This window comes from Nocardia sp. CA-151230 (assembly GCF_050942175.1).
Taxonomy (GTDB): domain Bacteria; phylum Actinomycetota; class Actinomycetes; order Mycobacteriales; family Mycobacteriaceae; genus Nocardia.
The window spans coordinates 9,012,923-9,032,728 of record NZ_CP192061.1 but is presented as its reverse complement, the minus strand read 5'-3'; the positions used below and the strand labels follow the sequence as shown (position 1 = coordinate 9,032,728).

Sequence of the window (19,806 nt, the reverse complement as noted above, 5' to 3'; positions counted from 1 at the left end):
TATGGACACGCGGATCCGGTCCCAATTGACCGTTTAGCCCGGCTGTCAGGCTGCGGGGCCGACCACCCACTCCACGCAGATGACGCGCCGATCCACCTGCGCCGCCGCCAGTTCGCGCACCGCACCCGGCTCGGCCGCACTGGGTACACAGGTCAGCAGCACGGTGAAATCGGTGGGATCCGCCGCCGTCAGCTCCAGCAGATTCGCCGCCGCCACCAGCCGCGTCTCCCCCGACGCGTGCACCACGCCCCGGACTGCCGACCCGCACTCGCGAATGTCCTGCAGCGCCGTCGCCAGATCGGTGCGATCGGCGCAGTCGCACCGCACCACCACGATCCGCTCCTCCATCCCCGTCAACCCCGCCGGCAGCGCCCGCGGCGTGCGGGTCAGCACCACCACGTCCCGCGCCCCCGCCTCCAGCAACCACCGCACCGCGACCTCGCCCTGCGGGCCCAGCCCACCCGCGACCACATACGTCCCGTCCGGCCGGATCTCGACGGCCGGAAAGGCCGGTGCCGGCTGCTGCCCAGCCGGGTACGTCGCGCCGAAGCCGCCGTCCCGCCAGCGACGTCGCGCACCGGAATCCGGTCTGCGCCATTGCCGTTGCGGTGGAGCGGCCGTCAGCGAGCCGAGGGCCGTCCAGTCCACGGCGTGGCCGTTCAGATATCGCCGCGCGATGGTGTGCAGAAAACTCGCCGCCTCGTCGTCGCGGGCCAGCGCGGCCTGCGCGCTCTCCCGGAACGGGGCGCGCTCACGCAATCCCGGGGTCAGCACCGGCTCGGGACCGATCTCGAGGAGCATCGAAATCCCGTCGGCGGCAGCGTATTCCAGCGCCGCGGCCAAGTGGACCGGATGCCATGCGTTGGCGGCCCAGTAGGCGGCGTCCGTGCGCAGATCGTCCGCCGTGGCGGGCGGTGCCGTGGTGCGGGTGGTCCCGTCCTCGGTGGCCCGGGTGTCCGGCATCCGCGGCACCGGGCCGGGCCGGGTGGTCGAGTAGAACGGAAGCTGCGGCGGGTTCGCCGCGAGATCGGTGAGTTCGCCGTGCAATTCGGCGGCGCGGTCGCGGATCGCCGGCAGGTGCGCGGCGGCGGGTATCGCGTCGGCCGGGAGGCGCTGGGCGAAGATGGTGCGGCGATGGGCCCGCCGCACCAGGGCATCGATATAGCGGGGCTCGCCCGCCACGGTGATGGCGGTCGGACCGTCCACCGCGGCGACGGCGACATCGGCGCGCATGGGCTCGACCAGCCGGGTCACCTCCCCGAGAGTCGCCTCGAGCACGGCCGCGGCGCCACCCCCACCGGCACGCTCGAGCAGCCGCGCCCGCGCCACCACCACCCGTGCCCCGTCGTGCAGTGACAGCGCACCGCTCACGACCGCGGCGGCGACCTCACCGACGCCGTGCCCGGCCACCGCATCCGCCTGCAGCCCCACCGACTCGAGCAATTCGGCCAGTGCGACCTGAAAGGCGAACAATGCCGAATGCTCGAATTCGATGTCTCCCGCGCCGGATTCGCCCGAAGTGCCGCCATCGCAGCCGAATTCGCGGGCGCGATCGGGCCCGTGGTCGCCGCCTCGACCCGCAGGGGTCGTTCGGTGGAATCCATTGCGCGGCGTCCAGACGCGTGGGCCGCCGGCCGCTGCCACGGCGTCCACGGCCGCGGTCAGCGCTGCCGCGAAGGCCGGGTACCGGGCCGCGAGCGCGCGTCCCATGCGCGGGTGGCCGCCGGTTCCGGGGAAGAGGAAGAGTGTGCCGCCGTCGTGATCGGTGCGGACCGGGTCGAAGATGCCGGTGGCCGCGCGTGGGAGGGGTGCGGCCGTGACCGTTCCCGTGGTGCGGGCGATCGCGGGCGTGGTGGCGACGCGGCGGGCCAGGGTGCGCAGGTGGGCCGCGGCTTCGGCGGTATCGCGGGCGAGGACCGCGGCGCGGGTGGGTTCGGGGATGAGCCGGGCAGTGGCGGAGGCGAATTCGCGCAGAGAGCGATACGAGCCGATCGCGACGGCCCAGCGCAGCGCGAGGGCGTGGATGGCGGCCGGGTCGCGTCCGGTGAGGGGCAGGAGAACCGGGGATTCGTCGTCGCGGTCGAGGGCAGGGGTCCCGCCCGGTCGGGCGGGGGCGTCCAGGGCGATGTGCGCGTCGGGGCTGTCCGCCTCGGGAAAGCCGATGGCGGGCCCGCCGATGTCGGCGTAGCGGCGGGTTCGGGTCCGCAGCGCGTCGGTCGTGCGCTGCAGTACCAGCACGGTGCAGATGCCATTGCCGCCGCCCGCGCCGCTGCCGCGATTCCTGGGCACCGGTATCCGAAGGCCCGAAATGTCCGGTAGCAGAGCGAGATCCACACCACCCGCGATGACGAAGGGCACGGCTTCGTCGGCCAGCAGGCGCACGCCCATGTCCACGGCGACCAGTGGCGAGGCGCGCCGGCTGTCCACGGTGAGGCTGGGACCGCGCAGGTCCAGTGCCCGCGACAGCTGGTGGGCGCTATTGGTGCCGCCGACCGCGCCGAAGACCACCGCCGCATTGGACGCCGGTGCCAGACAGCCCAATCCGGAGTCGTCCAGTGCTTCCACGGCGACCTCGAGGTTGGTGCGCTGGCGCGGAGTGAGCCCGGTGGCCGCGAGGCGATCCAGGCCGAACCACTCGTGATCGAACTCCAGACCCGTCGACCGGCAGCCGACACCGACGATCGACACCCGGGGGAACGGGGTGGGATCGGTCGATGCTCTCGTACTTTGCCGCACAGGAATGCCCTCCCGTGTCCGCGCGCTGTCGGCCGTCGAGGTACCACCGGCGATTCTGCCAAGAATTCGCCGTGGCCAGAAGAGCTTTCGCCCAGGCGAATTCGTCACCCGACGCTGTGCAGGTCAGCGCCTACCCGACCTCCCCGAAGACATCGGGGTCATCGTTCCGCATGATTACGAGGCCGTAGCCGTCCGCCCCTGGAAGGGATGGTCGAAATCCTCGGCGGTGGCATGGGAACTGAAGAATCGCAGTGCTAGGTTCACCGCGTCCTGTTCGGTGTTCACACCAGAGATGGCCATGGTCCGGCGCAGCGCGTCGTCGTCGAGATAGATTCGAGTGATGGCCATTTCAGGCACCTCCGCCGCATCCGTCGTGTCCTCAAAGCATGACGGATCCAGCAGGCGCTGACAGCCGGAATGGCCAGAGCCCTTGGCAGGAAATGCCAAGGGCCCTGTCGTAATTGTCTGGGACGTACCGACTTTCGCCGGAACTATCCGATCATGCCCGCGAGCCGCTGCTGGATCAGCGCCTCCGCCTCGGTGACCATCCGGGAGACCAGCTCACCGCAGGTCGGGATGTCGTCGATGAGGCCCTGCACCTGACCGGCCGACCAGATGCCGGCGTCCAGGTCACCGTCCTCGAACACCCGGCGGCCGCGCGCGCCCGCCACCAGATCCTTGACGTCCTCGAACTTGCCGCCGGCCTTCTCGATCTCGACGACCTTGCGGCTGATCTCGTTGTCCGCCACGCGGGCGGTGTTGTGCATGGTGCGGAAGATGAGCTGGGTGGCCCGCTCCGAATTGGCGACGATCTGCTCTTTGACCGTCTGGTGGATCGGCGACTCCTGGGTGCACATGAAGCGGGTGCCCATGTTCACGCCGTCCGCGCCCAGCGCCAGCGCCGCGACCAGTCCGCGAGCGTCCGCGATACCGCCGGAGGCGATGACCGGGATGTCGAGGGCCCGGGTGGCGGCCGGAATCAGGATCAGGCCCGGCACATCGTCCTCGCCCGGGTGCCCGGCGCATTCGAAGCCGTCGATGGACACGCCGTCCACGCCGATCTTCTGCGCCTTGAGCGCGTGCCGCACGCTGGTGCACTTGTGCAGCACCTTGATGCCGGCTTCCTTGTAGTACGGCAGGAAGGGCTCCGGATTGGACCCGGCGGTCTCCACGATCTTCACGCCGGACTCGATGATCGCCTGCACGTACTCCTGGTACGGCGGCGGGTTGATCGACGGCAGGATGGTGACGTTCACGCCGAAGGGCTTGTCGGTGAGCTCACGCGCGCGGTCGATCTCGCGGCGCAGATCGTCGGGGGTGGGCTGGGTGAGCGCGGTGATGATGCCGAGACCACCCGCCTCGGAGACGGCGGCGGCCAGCTCGGCGCGGCCGACCCACATCATGCCGCCCTGCACGATCGGGTGCTCGACCCCGAAGGTCTCGGTGAATCTGGTCTTCAGTGCCATGGGCGCTGTCCTCTCCCTGCCTCTCGCGAACTGCCCCGATACTCGCATAGTTGCATATGGAGCGACAACCCTGATGTGAGTCGGAGTTTGCACCTGACCAGGACGGTGACCAGTGAATCCGAGGGTGACCGCTCCTGGATATGCGTGTCTACCAGGCTCGAATACGTGCTCTGAACTGCTGAATGAAGCCGTGAGAACTTCTCGCTGAAACCTTCTCTGTAACCCTTGTCACGTCAGAAAGTTAAGCGCTATTCTCACAGTCGATCAGCGTGAAAGGACACCGCATGACCTTCCAGCCGCTAGACGAGCCGATCCGGTCGCGTCGCAACCACTGGGTGAACCAGGTCGCGACCCACGCGGCCATGCGGCCCGGTCAGGTCGCCTTCAAGTTCAAGGGCGTGGACACCACCTGGAAGCAGCTGCACGAGCGGTCGGAGCAGTTCGCCGACGCGCTGTCCCGTCGAGGGGTCGGGTTCGGCGATCGTGTGCTCATCCTGGCGCTGAACTACACCGAGTACATCGAGGCCGTCATGGGCATCAATGCGCTCGGGGCCATCGCGGTGCCGGTGAACTTCCGGCTCACTCCGCCCGAGGTCGCCTACATCGTGGCCGACTCCGGGGCCAAGGCCATCGTCACCGACTCGGTGCTGCAGCCGCTGGCCGTGGGCGTCGCCGGGCAGGCTCCGGACCTGTCCACGGTCGTGGTCATCCACGGGCAGACCGGTGCGGGCGTCATCGGATATGACGACTTCCTGGCCGAGCCGGGCGAACCGCATGCGCCACTGGACATTCCGGAAGAGACTCCCTGCCTGATCATGTACACCTCGGGCACCACCGGCAGCCCCAAGGGCGCGGTGCTCACCCACGCGAACATGAACGCGCAGGCGCTGACCTGTATCCGGGCCATGGAGATCGCCCCGGACTCCATCGGCTTCTGCAGCTCACCGCTGTTCCACATCGCCGGATTGGGCTCGCTCACCCCGTATTTCATGCTCGGCGGAAAGACCGTGCTGCACCCGCTGGGCGCGTTCGATGCCACCGAATTCCTCGACGCCGTCGAGGCCGAGCAGGCCACCGCCGCCTTCTGTGTCCCGGTGCAATGGCAGCTCATCTGCGAGGAGCCGACGGTCAAACAGCGCAAGCTCGCATTGCAGGCGCTGTGCTGGGGTGCGGCCCCCGCGTCGGACACGGTGCTGCGCGCCATGGCCGACTGCTTCCCGAACGCCTTCAATGTGGCGGTGTTCGGTCAGACCGAGATGTCACCCATCACCTGTGTGCTCGAGGGCAAGGACGCGCTGCGCAAGATCGGCTCGGTCGGCCTGCCCATCCCCACCATCCAGGCCCGCGTGGTCGACGACGAGATGAACGATGTCGCACCCGGTACGGTCGGCGAGATCGTCTATCGCGGACCGACTCTCATGCAGGGCTACTGGAACAAGCCCGAGGCCACCGCGGAGGCCTTCCACGGCGGCTGGTTCCACTCCGGCGACCTGGTCCGCCAGGACGAGGAGGGCTTCATCTACGTGGTGGACCGCAAGAAGGACATGATCATCTCCGGCGGCGAGAACATCTACTGCGCCGAGATCGAGAACGTGCTCTTCGCGCACCCCAAGATCCACGAGGCCGCCGTCGTGGGCCGCTCGCACGAGAAGTGGGGCGAGGTGCCGGTCGCGGTGGTCGCGCTCATCGACGGCGTCGACGACCTGACCCTCGAAGAGCTGGAACCGTTCCTGAACGAGTCGCTGGCCCGGTACAAGCACCCCAAGCACCTGGTGGTCGTGCCCGAGCTGCCCCGCAATGCCAGTGGCAAGGTCGTGAAGGTCGAACTGCGCAAGGCGTATTCGGCCTAGATCATGTCCTTCGCGGTGAGCCAGCGCATGATCGGCCAGCCGCAGAATACCGGCAGCCAGCAGGTCAGTACCCGGTAGAGCAGGACGGCGGGGACCGCGATCCCCGCCGAGACACCGAAGGCGGCCAGACCACCGATGAGGGCGGCCTCAACCGCGCCCACACCGCCAGGGGTCGGGGCGGCCGAGGCCAGGGTGCCACCGATCATGGTGACGATGGTGACGGTCACGAAAGTCGTACTGCCGCCGAAGGCTTCGATGCTGGCCCACAGCGCCAGCGCCATGCCCAGGGTGGTGGTGGCACAGCCGCCCACGATCATGGCCAGCCGGCCGGGCCGCCGGGCCAGATCCTTCAGCTGGTCGACCACCTCCGCCAGCTGCGGGCGCACCTCGTTGAGCAGCCACTTGCGGACCTTGGGGACGAACATGGTCACGCCCAGCAGACCGAGCAGGGCGCCCGCCACCAGGTACAGCACGGTGGCACTGGGCACGAAATGCGACAGGTTCGTGGAGGTTCCGGCCAGCGCGCCGAAGATCAGTAGCAGCACGACGTGGGTCACCACCTGCACGGTCTGCTGCAGGGCGACCGCCGCGGTGGCCCGCACCGCGCCCAGGCCTCCCTTCTGCAGGAACCGCACGCTCAGTGCCAGACCGCCCACGCCGGCCGGGGTGGTGGTCGCGGCGAAGGTGTTGGCGATCTGCATGAGCAGCAGGTTGCCGAACCTCACGGCCTCGGAGGCACATGCCCACAACGCCATTGCCGCACCCACATAGGTCAGGGCGGACACGGTCAGCCCGACCAGCGCCCAGCCCCAGTTCAGGTTGCGCAGCTCCGAGGCGAAGGTGGGCACCGCGCTGATGTACGGGTAGGCCACGTACACCAGGCCGATGAGCAGCACCAGCTGGATGATCTGGTTGCGCGAGAAGCGGGTGATCTGCGCGGCCTCGATCCTGTCCTGCCCGGTCTGCGCGGCCACCTCCGCGCGGATCTCCTTCATCAGCTCGCCCGCGTCCGGCACCGCCTTGCGGAGGTGGGTGGGCACCGCGGTCCTGGTGAGCCGGGCCGAGGCGTCCAGCACCGCCTGCTTGTCCAGTACTTCGAGCGCGGTGCGCACGGCAGGGCCGACACCGAACAGGTGCGCGGAGGACAGCAGCAGCTGGGCCACGTCGGAGTCGAAACGCACCTGGTACGCACCGAATTCGGATTGCACGAACCCGCCGAACAGCACGGTGCCGTCGTCGAGGACCCGGATCTCCTCGGCGTGCAGTTCGCCGTGCGAGATCTGGGCCTGGTGCATGCTGTGCAGCGCCTGCCACACCCGGGTCAGCATCGGCTCCCCGTCGGCGGCGGCCAGCGGCCGGCCCTGGGGCACGGTGTGCGCGTACACCATCCAGCCGCGGTCCAGCGCCGCCACGGTGAGCGGTTTGTTGCTGGCCAGACCCAGATCGGCGATGGCGAAACCCATCAGGGCGCGATGCTCGACCGCGCGGCGCATGGAGGCGAACGGCGCTGGGTACTCGCCGCTGCGAATCGTGAGCCAGCGCTTGAGCTGCTGCAGCATGCCGCGGCTGCGCTGGTTCGCGCCGTACATCTCGATGATCAATTCATTGTCCGGTGAACGGGATTCACCGGACTCCGCCGCGGTCCCGGCCGCGGCAGGCGCGCCGTTGGGTGAGGCGCCCAGTTCCGGTTGCGGCATCGTGCTCGCCGAAAGCACCAGTGGCCCACGGGCGGCCGGGCGCAGCACCTTGAAGGCGGTCACCCGGAAGCCGCGCTGGGCCAGCACCCGCACCGCCGCGTCGAGGGGCACCTCGAGCGCGGGCGTGCCGACCACCAGCACGATGACCGCGCCCACCAGCCAGCCCACCACCAGACCCAGCGCGGCCCGGGCGGGTACCACCAGCGAGACGAACAGGTGGATCGGCACGAAGGCCAGCAGCAGCGTCCACCACCAGCGTCGCGCCCGCGCGGGCAGCCACGGGCTGGCCACCGTGAGCGTCGCCGCCAGCATGGCGATCCAGCGCGGATCGTCGAGGAACTGCGACAGGAAGGTGTTGACCTGTCCCGGTTCCGACAGATGCCAGCGCGGTGCGGAGAAGCCGGTGCCGGTGATGGAGAACAGGCCCAGCGCGATCAGGCCCGCCGAGACGAAGCCCGCCAGCAGTTTCCACTGCCCGCGCAGCACCAGGCGCACCAGAATGGCGAAGGGCAGCGCGAGAATGGCGATGCCGTAGACGATGTAGACCAGGTTCGACTGTTCCGGTGTCAGGAACCCCACGATGCCGGAGACCGAGCGCTCCAGCGCTTCCCACTGCGGCCTGGTGATCAGCGATCCGGCGATGACGATGGCCACCGACAGCGCGGACAGCACAACACGCAGAATGTCACTGGTCCGGCGGATCCGCGGCTGCAGCAGGCTGCCGGAGACGGGAATCTCCCGCCCGTCGACTCGCATGTCCTATTCGCGCTTTCGGATCGTGGGAACGGCTGTGGTCCCATGGTCGGCTCGGTGTGAGTATGCGGCAGGCGACGGCATCACCGACCACCCAACACGCCGGTAACGGTAACAGTGTCTGATTCGCCCCTTCGCTCCGCTCCGGGGCGGGTTCGTCCTGCCTGATGCGAGTCTTTGATGGATCGCGAACGGGCGTGCGAGGATCGGGCCGTGGTGCTCGATCTCCGTGTCTGTTTCGTCGGTGAGTCCTTCGTCGCGGGAGTCGGTGATCAGAGGTGCCTGGGCTGGGCGGGCCGGCTCGCGGCCCGGGCCACGGCGGCCGGACAGCCGCTGACCTACTACAACCTCGGCATCCGGCGGGAGAACAGCACCGAGCTACGGGCCCGCTGGGAGGCCGAGTGCACGCCCCGGCTACCCGCGGGTGCGGACTGCCGGGTGGTGATCTCCACCGGCGTCAACGACACCCAGATCGAGGACGGCCGTCCCCGGATCGATCCCGGTGAGCCGGAGCGCAATCTGGCCGGCATCCTGCGCCGGGCACGGGAAAAGGGCTGGCAGACAATGGTGGTCGCGCCGCCGCCGAATGTCGACGACGAGCACAATGCCCGGCTGCTGGCGCTGGACGCCCGCTTCGCCGACCTGTGCGAGGAGGCCGGGGTGCCCTACCTGCGGGCACATCAGCCATTGCGCGAGAACCAGATCTGGATGCGCGATGTCGCCGCCGGCGACGGTTTCCACCCGGGCGCGCCAGGCTACGACGAGTTCGCCGCCCTGCTCGCGCCGCACTGGCTGCTCTGGCTGGCCGATCCGGGCTCGGAACTGCCGGTGGTGCGCTGAGTTCCGGTTCCGGGGTCCCGGCCGGCCATGTCACTCCGATGCGTCCCCGCTCCGGAGTGGAACTGCCGATAGCATCCCGCCCGAATCCTGGCTTCCAAGCCATGGGGTATGCCTACCGGTTGCCCTCTTCCTAACCTGGTGGCATGGATATCGATACGCGACTGCTGCGTTACTTCCTGGCAGTCGCGGACGCGGAGAACCTGCCGCGGGCGGCGCAGCGACTACATGTCGCGCAGCCCGCGCTGGCGACCCAGATCAAACAGCTGGAACAGCAGCTGGGTGTGGAGCTGTTCATTCGTTCCCGCGCGGGCTGGACCCTCACCGCGGCCGGCAAGGTGCTCGCCGAGCAGGTGCCGGCGCTGCTGGCGTCCTGGGACCGGATCCTGCGCGACACCAAGAGCGACGCCAGCCGCGCCTCCCGGGTGCTGCGGCTGGGCTGCGTGAACAGCGCTGCCGACGGACACATTCCGGAGATCATCCGGGTCTTCCACCGGCTGCACCCGGACTGGCAGGTGGATCTGCACCAGGGCGGCTGGACCGACCCGACCGCCGGGCTGGACGAGGGCGACGTCGATGTCGCCCTGCTGCGCCTGCCCTTTCCGGGCCAGGACGAATACCACCTGCGGGAGCTGTTCGCCGAGCCGCGCTGGATCGCGCTGCCCGAGGACCATCCGCTGGCCCAGCGCGACGACATCGCCTTCCGGGAGCTGTGGGACGAGCCGTATGTCGCCTCGCCCGCCGAAACCGGCTGGTGGCGCGACTATTGGATGGGCCTGGACTCACGGCCCGCGGACACCGCCATCATCGGGGCCATCGCCCGCAATACCGAGGAATGGCTGCGCGCCATCGCCAATGGCTTCGGCGTGAGCTTCACCCCCGCCTCCACCGCCCGCACCGAGTACCCGGGCGTGGTGTTCCGGCCCGTGCACGGCATCGGTCCCACCCGGGTGGCGGTGGTGTGGCCGGACGCCTCCGAGACCGATCCGGTCATGCGGTATTTCATTCGCTGCTGCTCCGACATCATGGGCCAGCACGGCGCGGACGGCCGTCGCACCTCCTGACCGCCGGTCGGACATGATTGGGGGCATGAGCGACCAGCACGAGCACTGGCAGCGCACCTATCGCACGCATCCGGAGATGTACGGCGACGAGCCGTCGGAGGCCGCCGTATACGCGGCCCGCCTGTTCCGTGAGCGCGGGGCCCGCGACGTCCTGGAACTGGGCGCGGGCCACGGCCGGGACGCACTCCACCTGGCGCGCCAGGGTTTTCGGGTGACCGCCACCGATTTCAGCGCCGTCGCGCTGGCGCAACTGCGGGAGCGGGCGGACGCCGAAGGCGCGGGCGAGCGGGTCCGCACCCTGGAACACGATGTCCGCCACCCGATTCCGCTGCCCTACCGCAGCGTGGACGCGGTGTACGCGCACATGCTGCTGTGCATGGACCTCAGCACCCAGGAGATCCGCGACCTGGTCGCCGAGATCCGCCGTGTCCTCAAACCCGGTGGCGCTTTCGTCTACACCGTCCGCAATACCGACGACGCCCACTTCGGCAGCGGCAAATCCCTCGGCGACGACATCTACGAGCACGGCGGCTTCGCCGTGCACTTCTTCTCCGCGGAACTCGTCGAGACCCTCGCCGCCGGATGGGAGCTGCGCGATCGGCATTCCTTCGAGGAGGGCGAGCTGCCCCGCCGCCTGTGGCTCGTCACCCAGCTGCTCCCGGCCTGCTGACCGCCGCCGCGATCTCGGCGCGGATCGGGCGCGGCGCGCCGGACAGCAGGGCGGGCAGATCGCTGTGGGTGGCGTGCAGGAAGCCCGCCTTGAGGTTGGAGAACAGCGACACCGTGTGCCCGATCCGATACGGTTCGAGGCCTCCGCCGAGCAGGCTGTCGCGCAGCTCGGTGAGCGGCACGTCCCGGTATTCGACCGGGCGGCCGAGGGATTCGCTCAGCAGCCCGGCGATCTCCGCGCCGCTGACCGAGGCCACACCCTCGAGCTCGTAGGTGCGACCGGCGTGCGCGGTGGACGCTCCGGCGCGCAGGTCGTGCTCGACCTCGGCGGCCACCCGCACCGCGACCTCCGCCAGATCCTCCCGCGACACCCCGGAGATGCGGCCGGTGCCGAACGGCGCGGCGAAAACCCCGGTGGCGGTGGCGGATTCGGCCGCCCCGGCCGCCAGGCCCACGGGTAGCTCGCTGTAGAACCCGTTGCGCAGCACCGTCACCTCGAAAGGCGCTGCGGCCAGCTGCTTCTCGGTCCACAGGTGCGGGACGGCGATGGTGGTGTGCCCGGCCGACGCCGAAAGGCTGGTGTAGATCACGTGCCGCACCCCGGCGGCCGTCGCAGCCGCCACCACCGCGCCGTGGCGGGCCGTCACCACATCGTCCTCGGCGTATCCGGCGGAGATGAACACGAGCGTGTCCACGCCGCCGAAGCCGGCGGTCAGGGATGCGGGATCGTCGAAATCGATGCGCCGGGAGGTGTTGTCGCTGCGCTGCGCGGCTTCGGCGCTGGTGCCCGCCACCACCTCCAGATCCGGCCGGGCCCGCAGGCCCGCCAGCACCAGTCCGCCCAGAGCGCCGGAAACGCCGGTCACGAGAATCATTGCGCTACTCCTTGCGTTGAGAAGGTCGTGGACCACGACCTGACCGAGCTTCCGACGACGGCGGCGACCTGGGAAGAGGGCACTTCGGTGTCAGTCACGAACACCGCTGTTACCGACCAGGCCGCAGCCGCTGTTCCCGCCGGGCCGTGTGGCGATGACCACTGCGGCATCCGCGACACCCTGGACCGGATCGGCGACAAATGGACCGTGCAGGTGCTGGTCGAACTGCGCAAGGGCGTGCGCCGGTTCGGCGAGCTGCAGCGCGCCGTGCCCGGTATCTCGCAACGCATGCTGACGGTCACCACGAAAAGGCTGCTGCGCGACGGGTTCCTGGAGCGCACGGCCTATCCGACCATTCCGCCGCAGGTGGAGTACCGGCTCACCGAGATGGGTGAGAGCCTGGCCGGGGTCGCCTTCTACCTGGCGGACTGGTCCCGCGCGCACATGGACGCGGCGGCCGCGGCCCGCGCCCGCTGGGACGCGGAGCACGGCGAACTGGACTGAGCGCCGATTCCGGTCGCTCAGTCCCCGCATACGGATTCGCTCAGCCCTCTTCGAGGACGGCCATGGCGGCATTGTGTCCGCCGATGCCGCTGACGCCGCCGCCGCGCACCGCGCCCGCGCCGCACAGCAGGACATTGCGGTGCCCGGTCGCGACGCCCCACCGGGCGGCGGGGCTGTCGTCGGCGTCGTCGGCGCGGTAGGGAAAGGCCAAGTCCGCGTGGAAGATATGGCCGCCCGGCATGCTGATCTCGCGTTCGAGTTCGACCGGGGTGCGGGCCTCCAGGCACGGGTTACCCTCGCCGTCCAGGGCGAGGCAGTCGCGGATGGGTTCGGCCAGCACTGAATCCAGTTGCGCCAGTGTGGCATCCACCAGCCGCTCCTTGGTGCCGCGCGGGTCGTCGGCGAAAAGCCGTGCGGGCGTGTGCAGCCCGAACAGGGTGAGGGTGTGGAAGCCGCGCTCGTTCAGCTCCGGCGCGAGGATCGACGGGTCGGTCAGGGTGTGGCAGTAGATCTCCGAGGGCGGGGCCGAGGGCAGTGTGCCCGCCGCCGCCTCCCGGTAGGCGCGCTCGAGCTGGTCGGCCGATTCGGCGATGTGGAAGGTGCCGGCGAAGGCGGTGCGCGGATCCACCTGCGGGTCACGCAGTTTCGGTAGTCGCCGCAGCAGCATGTTGATCTTCAGTTGCGCGCCCTCCGGTTTCTCGGCCGACTCGCCCAGCAGTTCCGCCAGCACGTACGGCGCGGCGTTCACCAGCACGTGCCGCGCGCTCGCCACGTGCCCGTGATCACCGTGCAGGAAGTGCACGTCGGCGGTGTCGCCGTAGGGCTCGATGCTGGTGACGGTGCATCCGGTGCTCAGTTCGGCCCCGGCGGTGCGGGCCGCGCCGGCGAGCGCGTCGGTGAGCGCGCCCATGCCGCCGACGGGCACATTCCAGTCGCCGGTGCCGCCGCCGATCACGTGGTAGAGGAAGCAGCGGTTCTGCCGCAGCGCCGGATCGTGGGCGTGGGTGAAGGTGCCGATGAGCGCGTCGGTGAGGACCACGCCGCGCACGGTGTCGTCGGCGAAGGTGGCCTCCACCGATTCCCCCAGGGGCCGTTCGAAAATCGTCTCCCAGGCCGTGGAATCGTCCACCGTGCGCTGCAATTCGGCGCGGGTGGGCAGCGGGTGGGTCAGGGTCGGGAAGACACGCTCGGCCAGTCGCCCGGTCATGGCGTAGAAGCGCTGCCAGGCTTCGTAATCCCGCTCCGATCCGGTGACCTGTGCGAAGCTGGCGCGGGTGGCGGCCTCGGAACCGTTGTCCACCAGCAGCCCGGTGCCACCGATCGGCGTGTACGACGAGATGCGCCGCTTACGGGTCTCGAAGCTCAGGTCCAGGTCCCGCACGATGCGCTCGGGCAGCAGGCTCACCAGGTAGGAGTAGCGCGACAGTCGCGCGTCGAAGCCCGGGAACACTCGCTCGGACACGGCCGCGCCGCCGGTGTGGGCCTGGCGTTCCAGCACCAGCACCGAACGACCGGCACGGGCCAGGTAGGCGGCGGCCACCAGGCCGTTGTGGCCGCCGCCCACCACGATCACGTCGTATCCCGCTTGCGTCATGCGCCCATCGCATCACACCTGTATTGAATTTGCCCTCCGCTCCGCTCCGGGCGGGTTGGGCGCCGGGAGCGGCTAGCGGCCACGCATGTCGAGTGCCGCCAGGTGGCTGAACAGCACCGACGCGCCGATCGGGTTGCCGCCGCCGGGGTAGACGGTGCCGCTCACCGCTGCCATGGTGTTGCCCGCGGCGTACAGTCCCGGGATCGGCTCGCCGTCGGTGTTCAGCACCCGCGCGGCGGTGTCGGTGCGCAGCCCGCCCTTGGTGCCCAGATCGGAGATGCCGAAGGCGGCCGCGTGGAACGGGCCCTTCACGATCGGGGTGAGCGGGGGCTCGCCATTGGAGAAGGCGCGGTCGTAGGCCTCGTCGCCGCGGCCGAAGTCCGGATCCACGCCCTGTGCCGCGAATTCGTTGAACCGGGCCACTGTCGCCACCAGCGCCTCGGCGGGCACACCGATTTCGGCGGCCAGACCCTCGAGGGTGTCGGCGGTCTTCCACAGGCCCGCCTCGACATAGCGTTCCGCGTCGACCATCGGCACATTGCTGGCCTTGATGGGCGGCACCACGCCCTCGGTGTCGTCGTAGACCATCCAGAACGGAAGCGTCGCCGAGCCGTCGTTCAGGTGCTCGATGATGTCGCGGCCCAGCCGGTCGTAGGGTGCGGACTCGTTGACGAAGCGTTCTCCGGCCTGGTTGACGAAGATGCCGCCGGTGAACCACAGCGCGAAGGCCGCGCGCCCGTCCGGGTGCACCAGGCCCGGCGACCACCACGCCTGATCCATCAGGTCGGTGTCGGCGCCCACCGCGATGCCCGCCTCGTGCGCCCTACCCTGGTTTCCCCACGGCCCCATGGTGTCCCGGGCCACGCCCGGCACGCCGTAGCGCTGCCGCAGTTCGTCGTTGCCCTCGAAACCGCCGGCGGCCAGCAGCACGCCCTTGCGGGCCCGGATGGCCACGCGCTGCCCCTCGCGCTCGACGATCGCCCCGACCACCGCGCCGTCCTCGGTCACCAGCTCGACCAGCGGGGAGTTCAGGTACAGCTTGGCGTTGGGGTACTTGGACAGCCCCAGCAGGAACCGGCCGACGAGGGCCCGCCCGCCGATCAGGTAGTCGGGCTGCGGGTCGCCGTGCCGGTCGGTGCCGAGCGGCCCGCGCACCGAGTCGCTCAGCTCGCCCAGCTTCGCGGCCCGCAGCGGCGCGGGGATGATGTGCCGCTTGCCGTCCAGCCGCGCCTTGGGCGCCTTGCCGAAATAGTCCGGCCACGGGAACATCTGGAATTCGAAAGCCTCGTCCTGCTCCAGGTATTCGATGACCTTGGCGCCATTGCGGACGTAGGTCTCCTGCAGCTCGGCCGGGGTACGGTCACCGACCACGGACCGGAAGTAGGTCAGCGCGTCCTCGACGGTGTCGTCCACGCCCGCCCGCTGCAGCACCGGATTGCACGGGAACCAGACCCCGCCGCCGCCCGAGAACGAGGTGGTGCCGCCGAACTTGTCGGTGGCCTCCACCACCGCCACCGTGAGCCCCTCACGGGCCGCCGTATAGGCCCCGGCCAGGCCGCCGCCCGACCCTGCCACCAGGACATCGACTTCTTCGTTCCAGTCCGTCACCATTGCTCCCTGAAATCAGCGGTCTTTCCGCGACGGTATGCGCCGGAGGCGGGGAATGCATCCACCGTTCCCGTTGGGCGGATAGCCGCCTCAGTCGTCCCAGGTGGTGAGCACGATCTTGCCGCGCACCCGGCCGGTCTCGCCGAGCTTGTGCGCCTCGACCACATCGGCCAGCGACATCACCCGATCGATCTCGCCGCGCAGCCGCCCGGCCACCACCAGCTCCGTCACCGCGCGCAGGTCCGCCCCGGAAGGGGCGAACCAGAGGCGGTGATAGCGGGGATCGTCCAGCGGCTCCTCGCCCTGGGCGTCGATCATCCGGCCGTGCGGGGTGAGCACCTGCAGCGAGCGGGCCGCATAGTCACCGCCGACCAGGTCGAACACGATGTCCACAGCGCTGACGGCGGTGGTGAAATCGGTTGCCGTGTAATCGATCAGCTCGTCGACGCCGAGACCGCGCAGGAAGTCGTGATTGGCCGCGCGGGCCGTGCCGATCACGTACGCGCCGCGCGCCTTGGCGATCTGCACCGCCAGATGACCCACGCCGCCCGCCGCCGCGTGCACCAGAACCCGTTGTCCCGGTCGGACATCGGTGAGCGCCTGCCACGCGGTGAGCACCGCCGTCGGCAGCGCGGCGGCCTGGATGTGGTCGAGCCCGGCGGGCCGGTGGGCGAGGAACTGCGCCGGGGTCACCGCGTATTCGGCGTACGCGCCGGAGCGGCTGAGCACATTCCCGAAAACCTCGTCACCGGGCCGGAATTCGTTGACCTCCGCGCCGACCGCGGTGACGACACCCGACAGATCGAAGCCCAGCGTGAACGGCGGCGGGCCCAGTTTGGTGACCGCGCCCGAGCGCAGTTTCCAATCGGCGGCGTTGATCGAGGTGGCGGCCGCCCGCACCAGCACCTCGCCGGGGCCGGGTCGCGGAACATCGACCTCCACCGTCTCCAGAACGTCCGGTCCGCCGAGGGTGCGCTGACTGATCGCTTTCATGATCTCGATCCTGCGCCGGATAGTATCCAGTGGGAAGAAGGCACTCTCTTGATCCCGAGGTACCTCATGGATACCGTCTCCGACTGGGAGCCATCCGGAAATCTGGTCGACAGCTACCTGCGGCGCTGCCCCGCCCGCGACATCCTCGCGGTGCTGGCCGACAAGTGGGTGCTGCTGGTGCTGGGCACCCTGCGCAAAGAGGGCGGGCCAATCCGATTCAACGAACTGCGCCGCCGCCTCGACGGCATCACCCAGAAGGTGCTCACCCGCACCCTGCGGGACCTGGAACGCGACGGTCTGGTCCGGCGCACGGTGTATCCGACCGTGCCGCCCCGGGTGGAGTACATGCTCACCGACCTCGGCGCCGACCTGGGCCGGATCACCCATGCCATGGGACAGTGGGCGCTGCAGCACGCCGAGGAAATCACCGCCGCCCGAACCGAATTCGACGAGCGGGCGGCACGGGAACCGGAACCGATCCGGCCCTGACCGCCGGCGCTCTCAGACCCTGACCGCCAGCACGGCGGCGTGCGGGGTGTACTCGTCCGGGCGCGCCTCCCGCGACAGTGTGGCGGTGGCCCGGAAACCATGGGCGGCCAGGGCTTCCGCGAAGGTGCCCGGCGCCCACCGGTAGGCGGGGGCGACCTTGTGCGCGTAATCCCGCACGCCCGTGGGCTCGTCGGCGGCCTGGAAGCCGAACACGGCGTGCCCGCCGGGCCGCACCACCCGCGCGAGCTCGGTCAGCACCGCCGGAACACGGTGCGGCGGAATGTGAATGATCGAGTAACAGGCCACCAGCCCGGCCAGGGCGGCATCGCCATACCGGAGTTGCTCCATAGGACCGACCTCGAACGGAATGTCCGGGTACTCCTCCCGGGCCAGGCGGATCATCTCCGGGGACAGATCGACCCCGGACATCTCCAGCCCCGCCGCCGCCAGATACGAGGTGACCCGGCCCGGCCCGCAGCCGATATCGGCCACCGGGCCATTCCCGTTCTCCCGCACCGCTTCCGCGAAGGCGTCCAGCATCGATCGGTCGAAGATGTTGGCGTGCAGGTGCCGGCGGAAGAGCTTGGCGTACAGCTCCGCCACCTCGTCGTAGGCGGCCCGGGTGACGCGGATGTCCTCGCTGTCGATCATGCCTCGACTCTAGGCGTCCGGTGCGGCCGCCTGCGCGCCGATCGCACCCGTCGACGGTGCGCGCACCGCCTGATACTCGCCGTTCAGCAGCACGCGCAACCGGGCCTGCGGCGGCATCAGGGTGCGCAGCGGCAGCACCGCCAGCCGGGCCAGCCGGCGCAGGTCACGCGGCAGGGCGGGCAGCGGAAGATCGATGTGCCACAGCGGATATCGGTGATCGGGATGCTGCCAGCCGTCGCGCAGCATGAATTTCAGCACGCGCGGGGACAATTCGCGGGCGGTCGCGCTGGCCAGTTCCAGCCGCAACAGCTCCTGGTCCTGGTCGTGGTCGAGATTGATCCGGGCGCGATGCGGTTCCCCGGCGTCCACGGTGAGCTGGCCGGACTCGGTGAGATCGGTGATGAGGGCGGCCAATTCCTCGTAGCACTGCGCCCATTCGCGATCGTGGGCGCGGAAGGCGGCGCGCTGCTGCTCGATGATGAGGCGGCGGTCGCGTTCGCCCGGCCGCACCAGGTACAGCTCCACCGTGTCCGGCTCGGTGACCAGGCCCACCGTGAGCCGGTCGTCGGGCCAGGCCGGTCCGTGCGCCTGCCCCAGCACCGCGTGGCGCGGCACACCGAACTCGGCGCGGAAGCCGTCCAGCGCGCGGGTCCGGGCGGCGTCGCGCTGCTCACGCACCTCACCGGGCAGGCCCTCGTCGTAGAGGAACGATTCGATGCTGTCGCTGAGGGTGACGCAGACCGCCTCCAGCCGGTCGCCGTCGAAGCAGAAGCGGGCGCGCGGATCGTCGACGTGCAGCTCGGTGTCCGCAAACAGCATGCGCTCGCCGGTATCGCTGTCGTGCACCGGTTTCCAGCCCACCGCGGTCGCGAAGCCGTCCAGATCTGCGCGCGTCCAGGTCCAGTCGAAGGCTCGCGCGGCGCGTGCGATCTCGACTCCGCCGGGCACGTCCACCCGCAGCGGCCCGGCATCGAAGTCGGAGACGGCGTGGCGGCGCAGGAATTCGGCGCGCTGGTTGCGGGAGGTGGGATGCGGGGGGATGCCCAGCGGCGTCACGTCCAGATCCGCGCCGCCCTCCACCCAGGCGTCGGCCACCAGCTCGGTGGGCGCGGTGACACCGACCGTGCGGAGCGTGTCAGCGGTGCGCAGCGCCAGCCTGCTCATGGCCACGGCGCCCGCGCGCCGGGACAGCGTGCGCGTCCAGTTGGCCTCGCGCGGCGGCGTCCAGCCCAGGTCGATCAGCCGCTGCTCCGTCTCCGGGCCGTAATACCAGGTCGGGTCGATGAATTCGGTGCGGGCCAGCTCGCCGGTCAGCTGCTCCGGGCCGGCGTCGAACTGCACGAACCGGCTGCCGGGCGCGGTGATCAGCAGGCGCGCGTCCACCGGCAGCGTCTCCACGAAGCCCGCCAGGTGCTCGGCGAAGCGGGTCCAGGCGCCCGTGGCGGCGCGGCGGCGGGCGGTCTCGTGCCGGCGTTCCATCCAGTACCGCTGCGCGGTCGGGTTCGCCAGCAGCAGGTCGACGGTGTCCATCCCGACGGTGAGGCCCGCGAACACGGTCGGGAAACGCCAGGCCGGACCCTCGGCCGGGCCCGCGGCCGGGCTCTCCGGATCGCCCCAGTGCTCGGTGAACACGGCCGCCGTGCGGGCCAGCGCCGCGTCCAGGAGTTCCCGGCTGCCGAACTCCGCGGGGGCCGGGCAGTCGGAGATGGTCACGCGGACATGGTCGAGGCCGCGGTCGCTGCCCCAGAACATGGCCGAGTCCCACCACACCGACAGCCCGGTCCGGGAGAAGAGCGGGCCGGTGCGCAGTGTTCCCACCGGCTGCGGACTACTCCATCCGACCAGTCGGGCGAATTCGGAGACATTGCCGGAGCCCCAGCGCCAGCCGAACCCCGCTGCCGCTCTCACGATCTCGACCGCACCCGCGGTATCGACACGCACCTCGAAAGCCACCCAGCGACACTAACCCGGCCCGGCCGTGCCGGGGGCCTTCGCGATCGCGATTAGTCTGTAGGCGGCC

16 protein-coding genes are annotated in these 19,806 nt (G+C 70.1%); 6 read left to right on the top strand and 10 right to left on the bottom strand.

All coding sequences use genetic code 11. The features are described from left to right. Nucleotides 1–45 precede the first annotated feature (45 nt). The 3 genes from ACQP1O_RS42200 to ACQP1O_RS42190 all read right to left on the bottom strand — a co-directional run bounded on the left by ACQP1O_RS42200 (nt 46) and on the right by ACQP1O_RS42190 (nt 4,202). The gene (locus ACQP1O_RS42200; RefSeq protein ID WP_433563818.1) at nt 46–2,688 is read right to left on the bottom strand and encodes an acyltransferase domain-containing protein; all 2,643 of its coding nucleotides are present in this window, start codon (nt 2,686–2,688) and stop codon (nt 46–48) included. A 222-nt stretch (nt 2,689–2,910) separates the two neighbouring features. Further along, entirely contained in the window at nt 2,911–3,084 is a 174-nt protein-coding gene (locus ACQP1O_RS42195; RefSeq protein ID WP_354840953.1) for a type II toxin-antitoxin system VapB family antitoxin, read from the bottom strand. Nucleotides 3,085–3,227: 143 nt separating this feature from the next. Beyond that, nucleotides 3,228–4,202 (bottom strand): NAD(P)H-dependent flavin oxidoreductase, encoded by a 975-nt coding sequence (locus tag ACQP1O_RS42190; RefSeq protein ID WP_433563817.1) that lies wholly within the window; start codon nt 4,200–4,202, stop codon nt 3,228–3,230. A 284-nt stretch (nt 4,203–4,486) separates the two neighbouring features. Here ACQP1O_RS42190 and fadD5 point away from each other — a divergent pair, with 284 nt between their 5' ends. Then, nucleotides 4,487–6,052 (top strand): fatty-acid--CoA ligase FadD5, encoded by a 1,566-nt coding sequence (gene fadD5 / locus ACQP1O_RS42185; protein WP_433563816.1) that lies wholly within the window; start codon nt 4,487–4,489, stop codon nt 6,050–6,052. Here the strand turns inward: fadD5 and ACQP1O_RS42180 are convergent. Beyond that, entirely contained in the window at nt 6,049–8,505 is a 2,457-nt protein-coding gene (locus tag ACQP1O_RS42180; RefSeq protein ID WP_433563815.1) for a flippase-like domain-containing protein, read from the bottom strand. The two genes, fadD5 and ACQP1O_RS42180, sit on opposite strands and share 4 nt — an antisense overlap. Nucleotides 8,506–8,715: 210 nt before the next feature. Here ACQP1O_RS42180 and ACQP1O_RS42175 point away from each other — a divergent pair, with 210 nt between their 5' ends. The 3 genes from ACQP1O_RS42175 (at nt 8,716) to ACQP1O_RS42165 (ending at nt 11,073) form a co-directional block, all read left to right on the top strand. Beyond that, nucleotides 8,716–9,342 carry a GDSL-type esterase/lipase family protein gene (locus tag ACQP1O_RS42175; RefSeq protein ID WP_433563814.1) on the top strand — a complete coding sequence of 209 codons (627 nt, stop codon included), beginning with the start codon at nt 8,716–8,718 and terminating at the stop codon, nt 9,340–9,342. A gap of 143 nt (nt 9,343–9,485) precedes the next feature. Then, a complete protein-coding gene (locus ACQP1O_RS42170) occupies nt 9,486–10,403 on the top strand; it encodes a LysR family transcriptional regulator (RefSeq protein ID WP_364609287.1) in 918 nt (305 codons plus the stop codon). 25 nt (nt 10,404–10,428) lie between these two features. Then, nucleotides 10,429–11,073, top strand: a complete 645-nt coding sequence (locus ACQP1O_RS42165; RefSeq protein WP_433563813.1) for a class I SAM-dependent methyltransferase — start codon at nt 10,429–10,431, stop codon at nt 11,071–11,073. Here the strand turns inward: ACQP1O_RS42165 and ACQP1O_RS42160 are convergent. Next, on the bottom strand, nt 11,048–11,947 hold the full coding sequence (locus ACQP1O_RS42160) for an NmrA family NAD(P)-binding protein (RefSeq protein WP_433563812.1): 900 nt from the start codon (nt 11,945–11,947) through the stop codon (nt 11,048–11,050). The genes ACQP1O_RS42165 and ACQP1O_RS42160 overlap by 26 nt on opposite strands. Nucleotides 11,948–12,034: 87 nt before the next feature. On the opposite strand from ACQP1O_RS42160, the gene ACQP1O_RS42155 reads away from it, so the two are divergent. After that, nucleotides 12,035–12,451, top strand: a complete 417-nt coding sequence (locus ACQP1O_RS42155; RefSeq protein ID WP_433563811.1) for a winged helix-turn-helix transcriptional regulator — start codon at nt 12,035–12,037, stop codon at nt 12,449–12,451. 40 nt (nt 12,452–12,491) lie between these two features. On the opposite strand, the gene ACQP1O_RS42150 is transcribed toward ACQP1O_RS42155, so the two are convergent. The 3 genes from ACQP1O_RS42150 to ACQP1O_RS42140 all read right to left on the bottom strand — a co-directional run bounded on the left by ACQP1O_RS42150 (nt 12,492) and on the right by ACQP1O_RS42140 (nt 16,646). Continuing rightward, entirely contained in the window at nt 12,492–14,045 is a 1,554-nt protein-coding gene (locus ACQP1O_RS42150; RefSeq protein WP_433563810.1) for a phytoene desaturase family protein, read from the bottom strand. 72 nt (nt 14,046–14,117) lie between these two features. Then, entirely contained in the window at nt 14,118–15,656 is a 1,539-nt protein-coding gene (locus ACQP1O_RS42145) for an FAD-binding protein (RefSeq protein ID WP_433563809.1), read from the bottom strand. 87 nt (nt 15,657–15,743) lie between these two features. Further along, nucleotides 15,744–16,646, bottom strand: coding sequence for an NADP-dependent oxidoreductase (locus tag ACQP1O_RS42140; protein ID WP_433563808.1), 903 nt, complete (start codon nt 16,644–16,646; stop codon nt 15,744–15,746). A gap of 66 nt (nt 16,647–16,712) precedes the next feature. On the opposite strand from ACQP1O_RS42140, the gene ACQP1O_RS42135 reads away from it, so the two are divergent. Beyond that, nucleotides 16,713–17,135, top strand: coding sequence for a winged helix-turn-helix transcriptional regulator (locus tag ACQP1O_RS42135; protein WP_433563807.1), 423 nt, complete (start codon nt 16,713–16,715; stop codon nt 17,133–17,135). A 12-nt stretch (nt 17,136–17,147) separates the two neighbouring features. Here the strand turns inward: ACQP1O_RS42135 and ACQP1O_RS42130 are convergent, their stop codons facing one another. Next, a complete protein-coding gene (locus ACQP1O_RS42130) occupies nt 17,148–17,786 on the bottom strand; it encodes a class I SAM-dependent DNA methyltransferase (RefSeq protein ID WP_433563806.1) in 639 nt (212 codons plus the stop codon). A 9-nt stretch (nt 17,787–17,795) separates the two neighbouring features. Next, nucleotides 17,796–19,739 (bottom strand): DUF6301 family protein, encoded by a 1,944-nt coding sequence (locus ACQP1O_RS42125; RefSeq protein ID WP_433563805.1) that lies wholly within the window; start codon nt 19,737–19,739, stop codon nt 17,796–17,798. Between the last annotated feature and the right edge of the window lie 67 nt (nt 19,740–19,806).

What these genes read in the sequence shown, in the direction of transcription:
- ACQP1O_RS42195 (WP_354840953.1), bottom strand. Translation starts at nt 3,084, where the DNA reads ATGGCCATCACTCGAATCTATCTCGACGACGACGCGCTGCGCCGGACC.
- ACQP1O_RS42190 (WP_433563817.1), bottom strand. Translation starts at nt 4,202, where the DNA reads ATGGCACTGAAGACCAGATTCACCGAGACCTTCGGGGTCGAGCACCCG.
- fadD5 (WP_433563816.1), top strand. Translation starts at nt 4,487, where the DNA reads ATGACCTTCCAGCCGCTAGACGAGCCGATCCGGTCGCGTCGCAACCAC.
- ACQP1O_RS42180 (WP_433563815.1), bottom strand. Translation starts at nt 8,505, where the DNA reads ATGCGAGTCGACGGGCGGGAGATTCCCGTCTCCGGCAGCCTGCTGCAG.
- ACQP1O_RS42170 (WP_364609287.1), top strand. Translation starts at nt 9,486, where the DNA reads ATGGATATCGATACGCGACTGCTGCGTTACTTCCTGGCAGTCGCGGAC.
- ACQP1O_RS42165 (WP_433563813.1), top strand. Translation starts at nt 10,429, where the DNA reads ATGAGCGACCAGCACGAGCACTGGCAGCGCACCTATCGCACGCATCCG.
- ACQP1O_RS42160 (WP_433563812.1), bottom strand. Translation starts at nt 11,947, where the DNA reads ATGATTCTCGTGACCGGCGTTTCCGGCGCTCTGGGCGGACTGGTGCTG.
- ACQP1O_RS42150 (WP_433563810.1), bottom strand. Translation starts at nt 14,045, where the DNA reads ATGACGCAAGCGGGATACGACGTGATCGTGGTGGGCGGCGGCCACAAC.
- ACQP1O_RS42145 (WP_433563809.1), bottom strand. Translation starts at nt 15,656, where the DNA reads ATGGTGACGGACTGGAACGAAGAAGTCGATGTCCTGGTGGCAGGGTCG.
- ACQP1O_RS42140 (WP_433563808.1), bottom strand. Translation starts at nt 16,646, where the DNA reads ATGAAAGCGATCAGTCAGCGCACCCTCGGCGGACCGGACGTTCTGGAG.
- ACQP1O_RS42135 (WP_433563807.1), top strand. Translation starts at nt 16,713, where the DNA reads ATGGATACCGTCTCCGACTGGGAGCCATCCGGAAATCTGGTCGACAGC.
- ACQP1O_RS42130 (WP_433563806.1), bottom strand. Translation starts at nt 17,786, where the DNA reads ATGATCGACAGCGAGGACATCCGCGTCACCCGGGCCGCCTACGACGAG.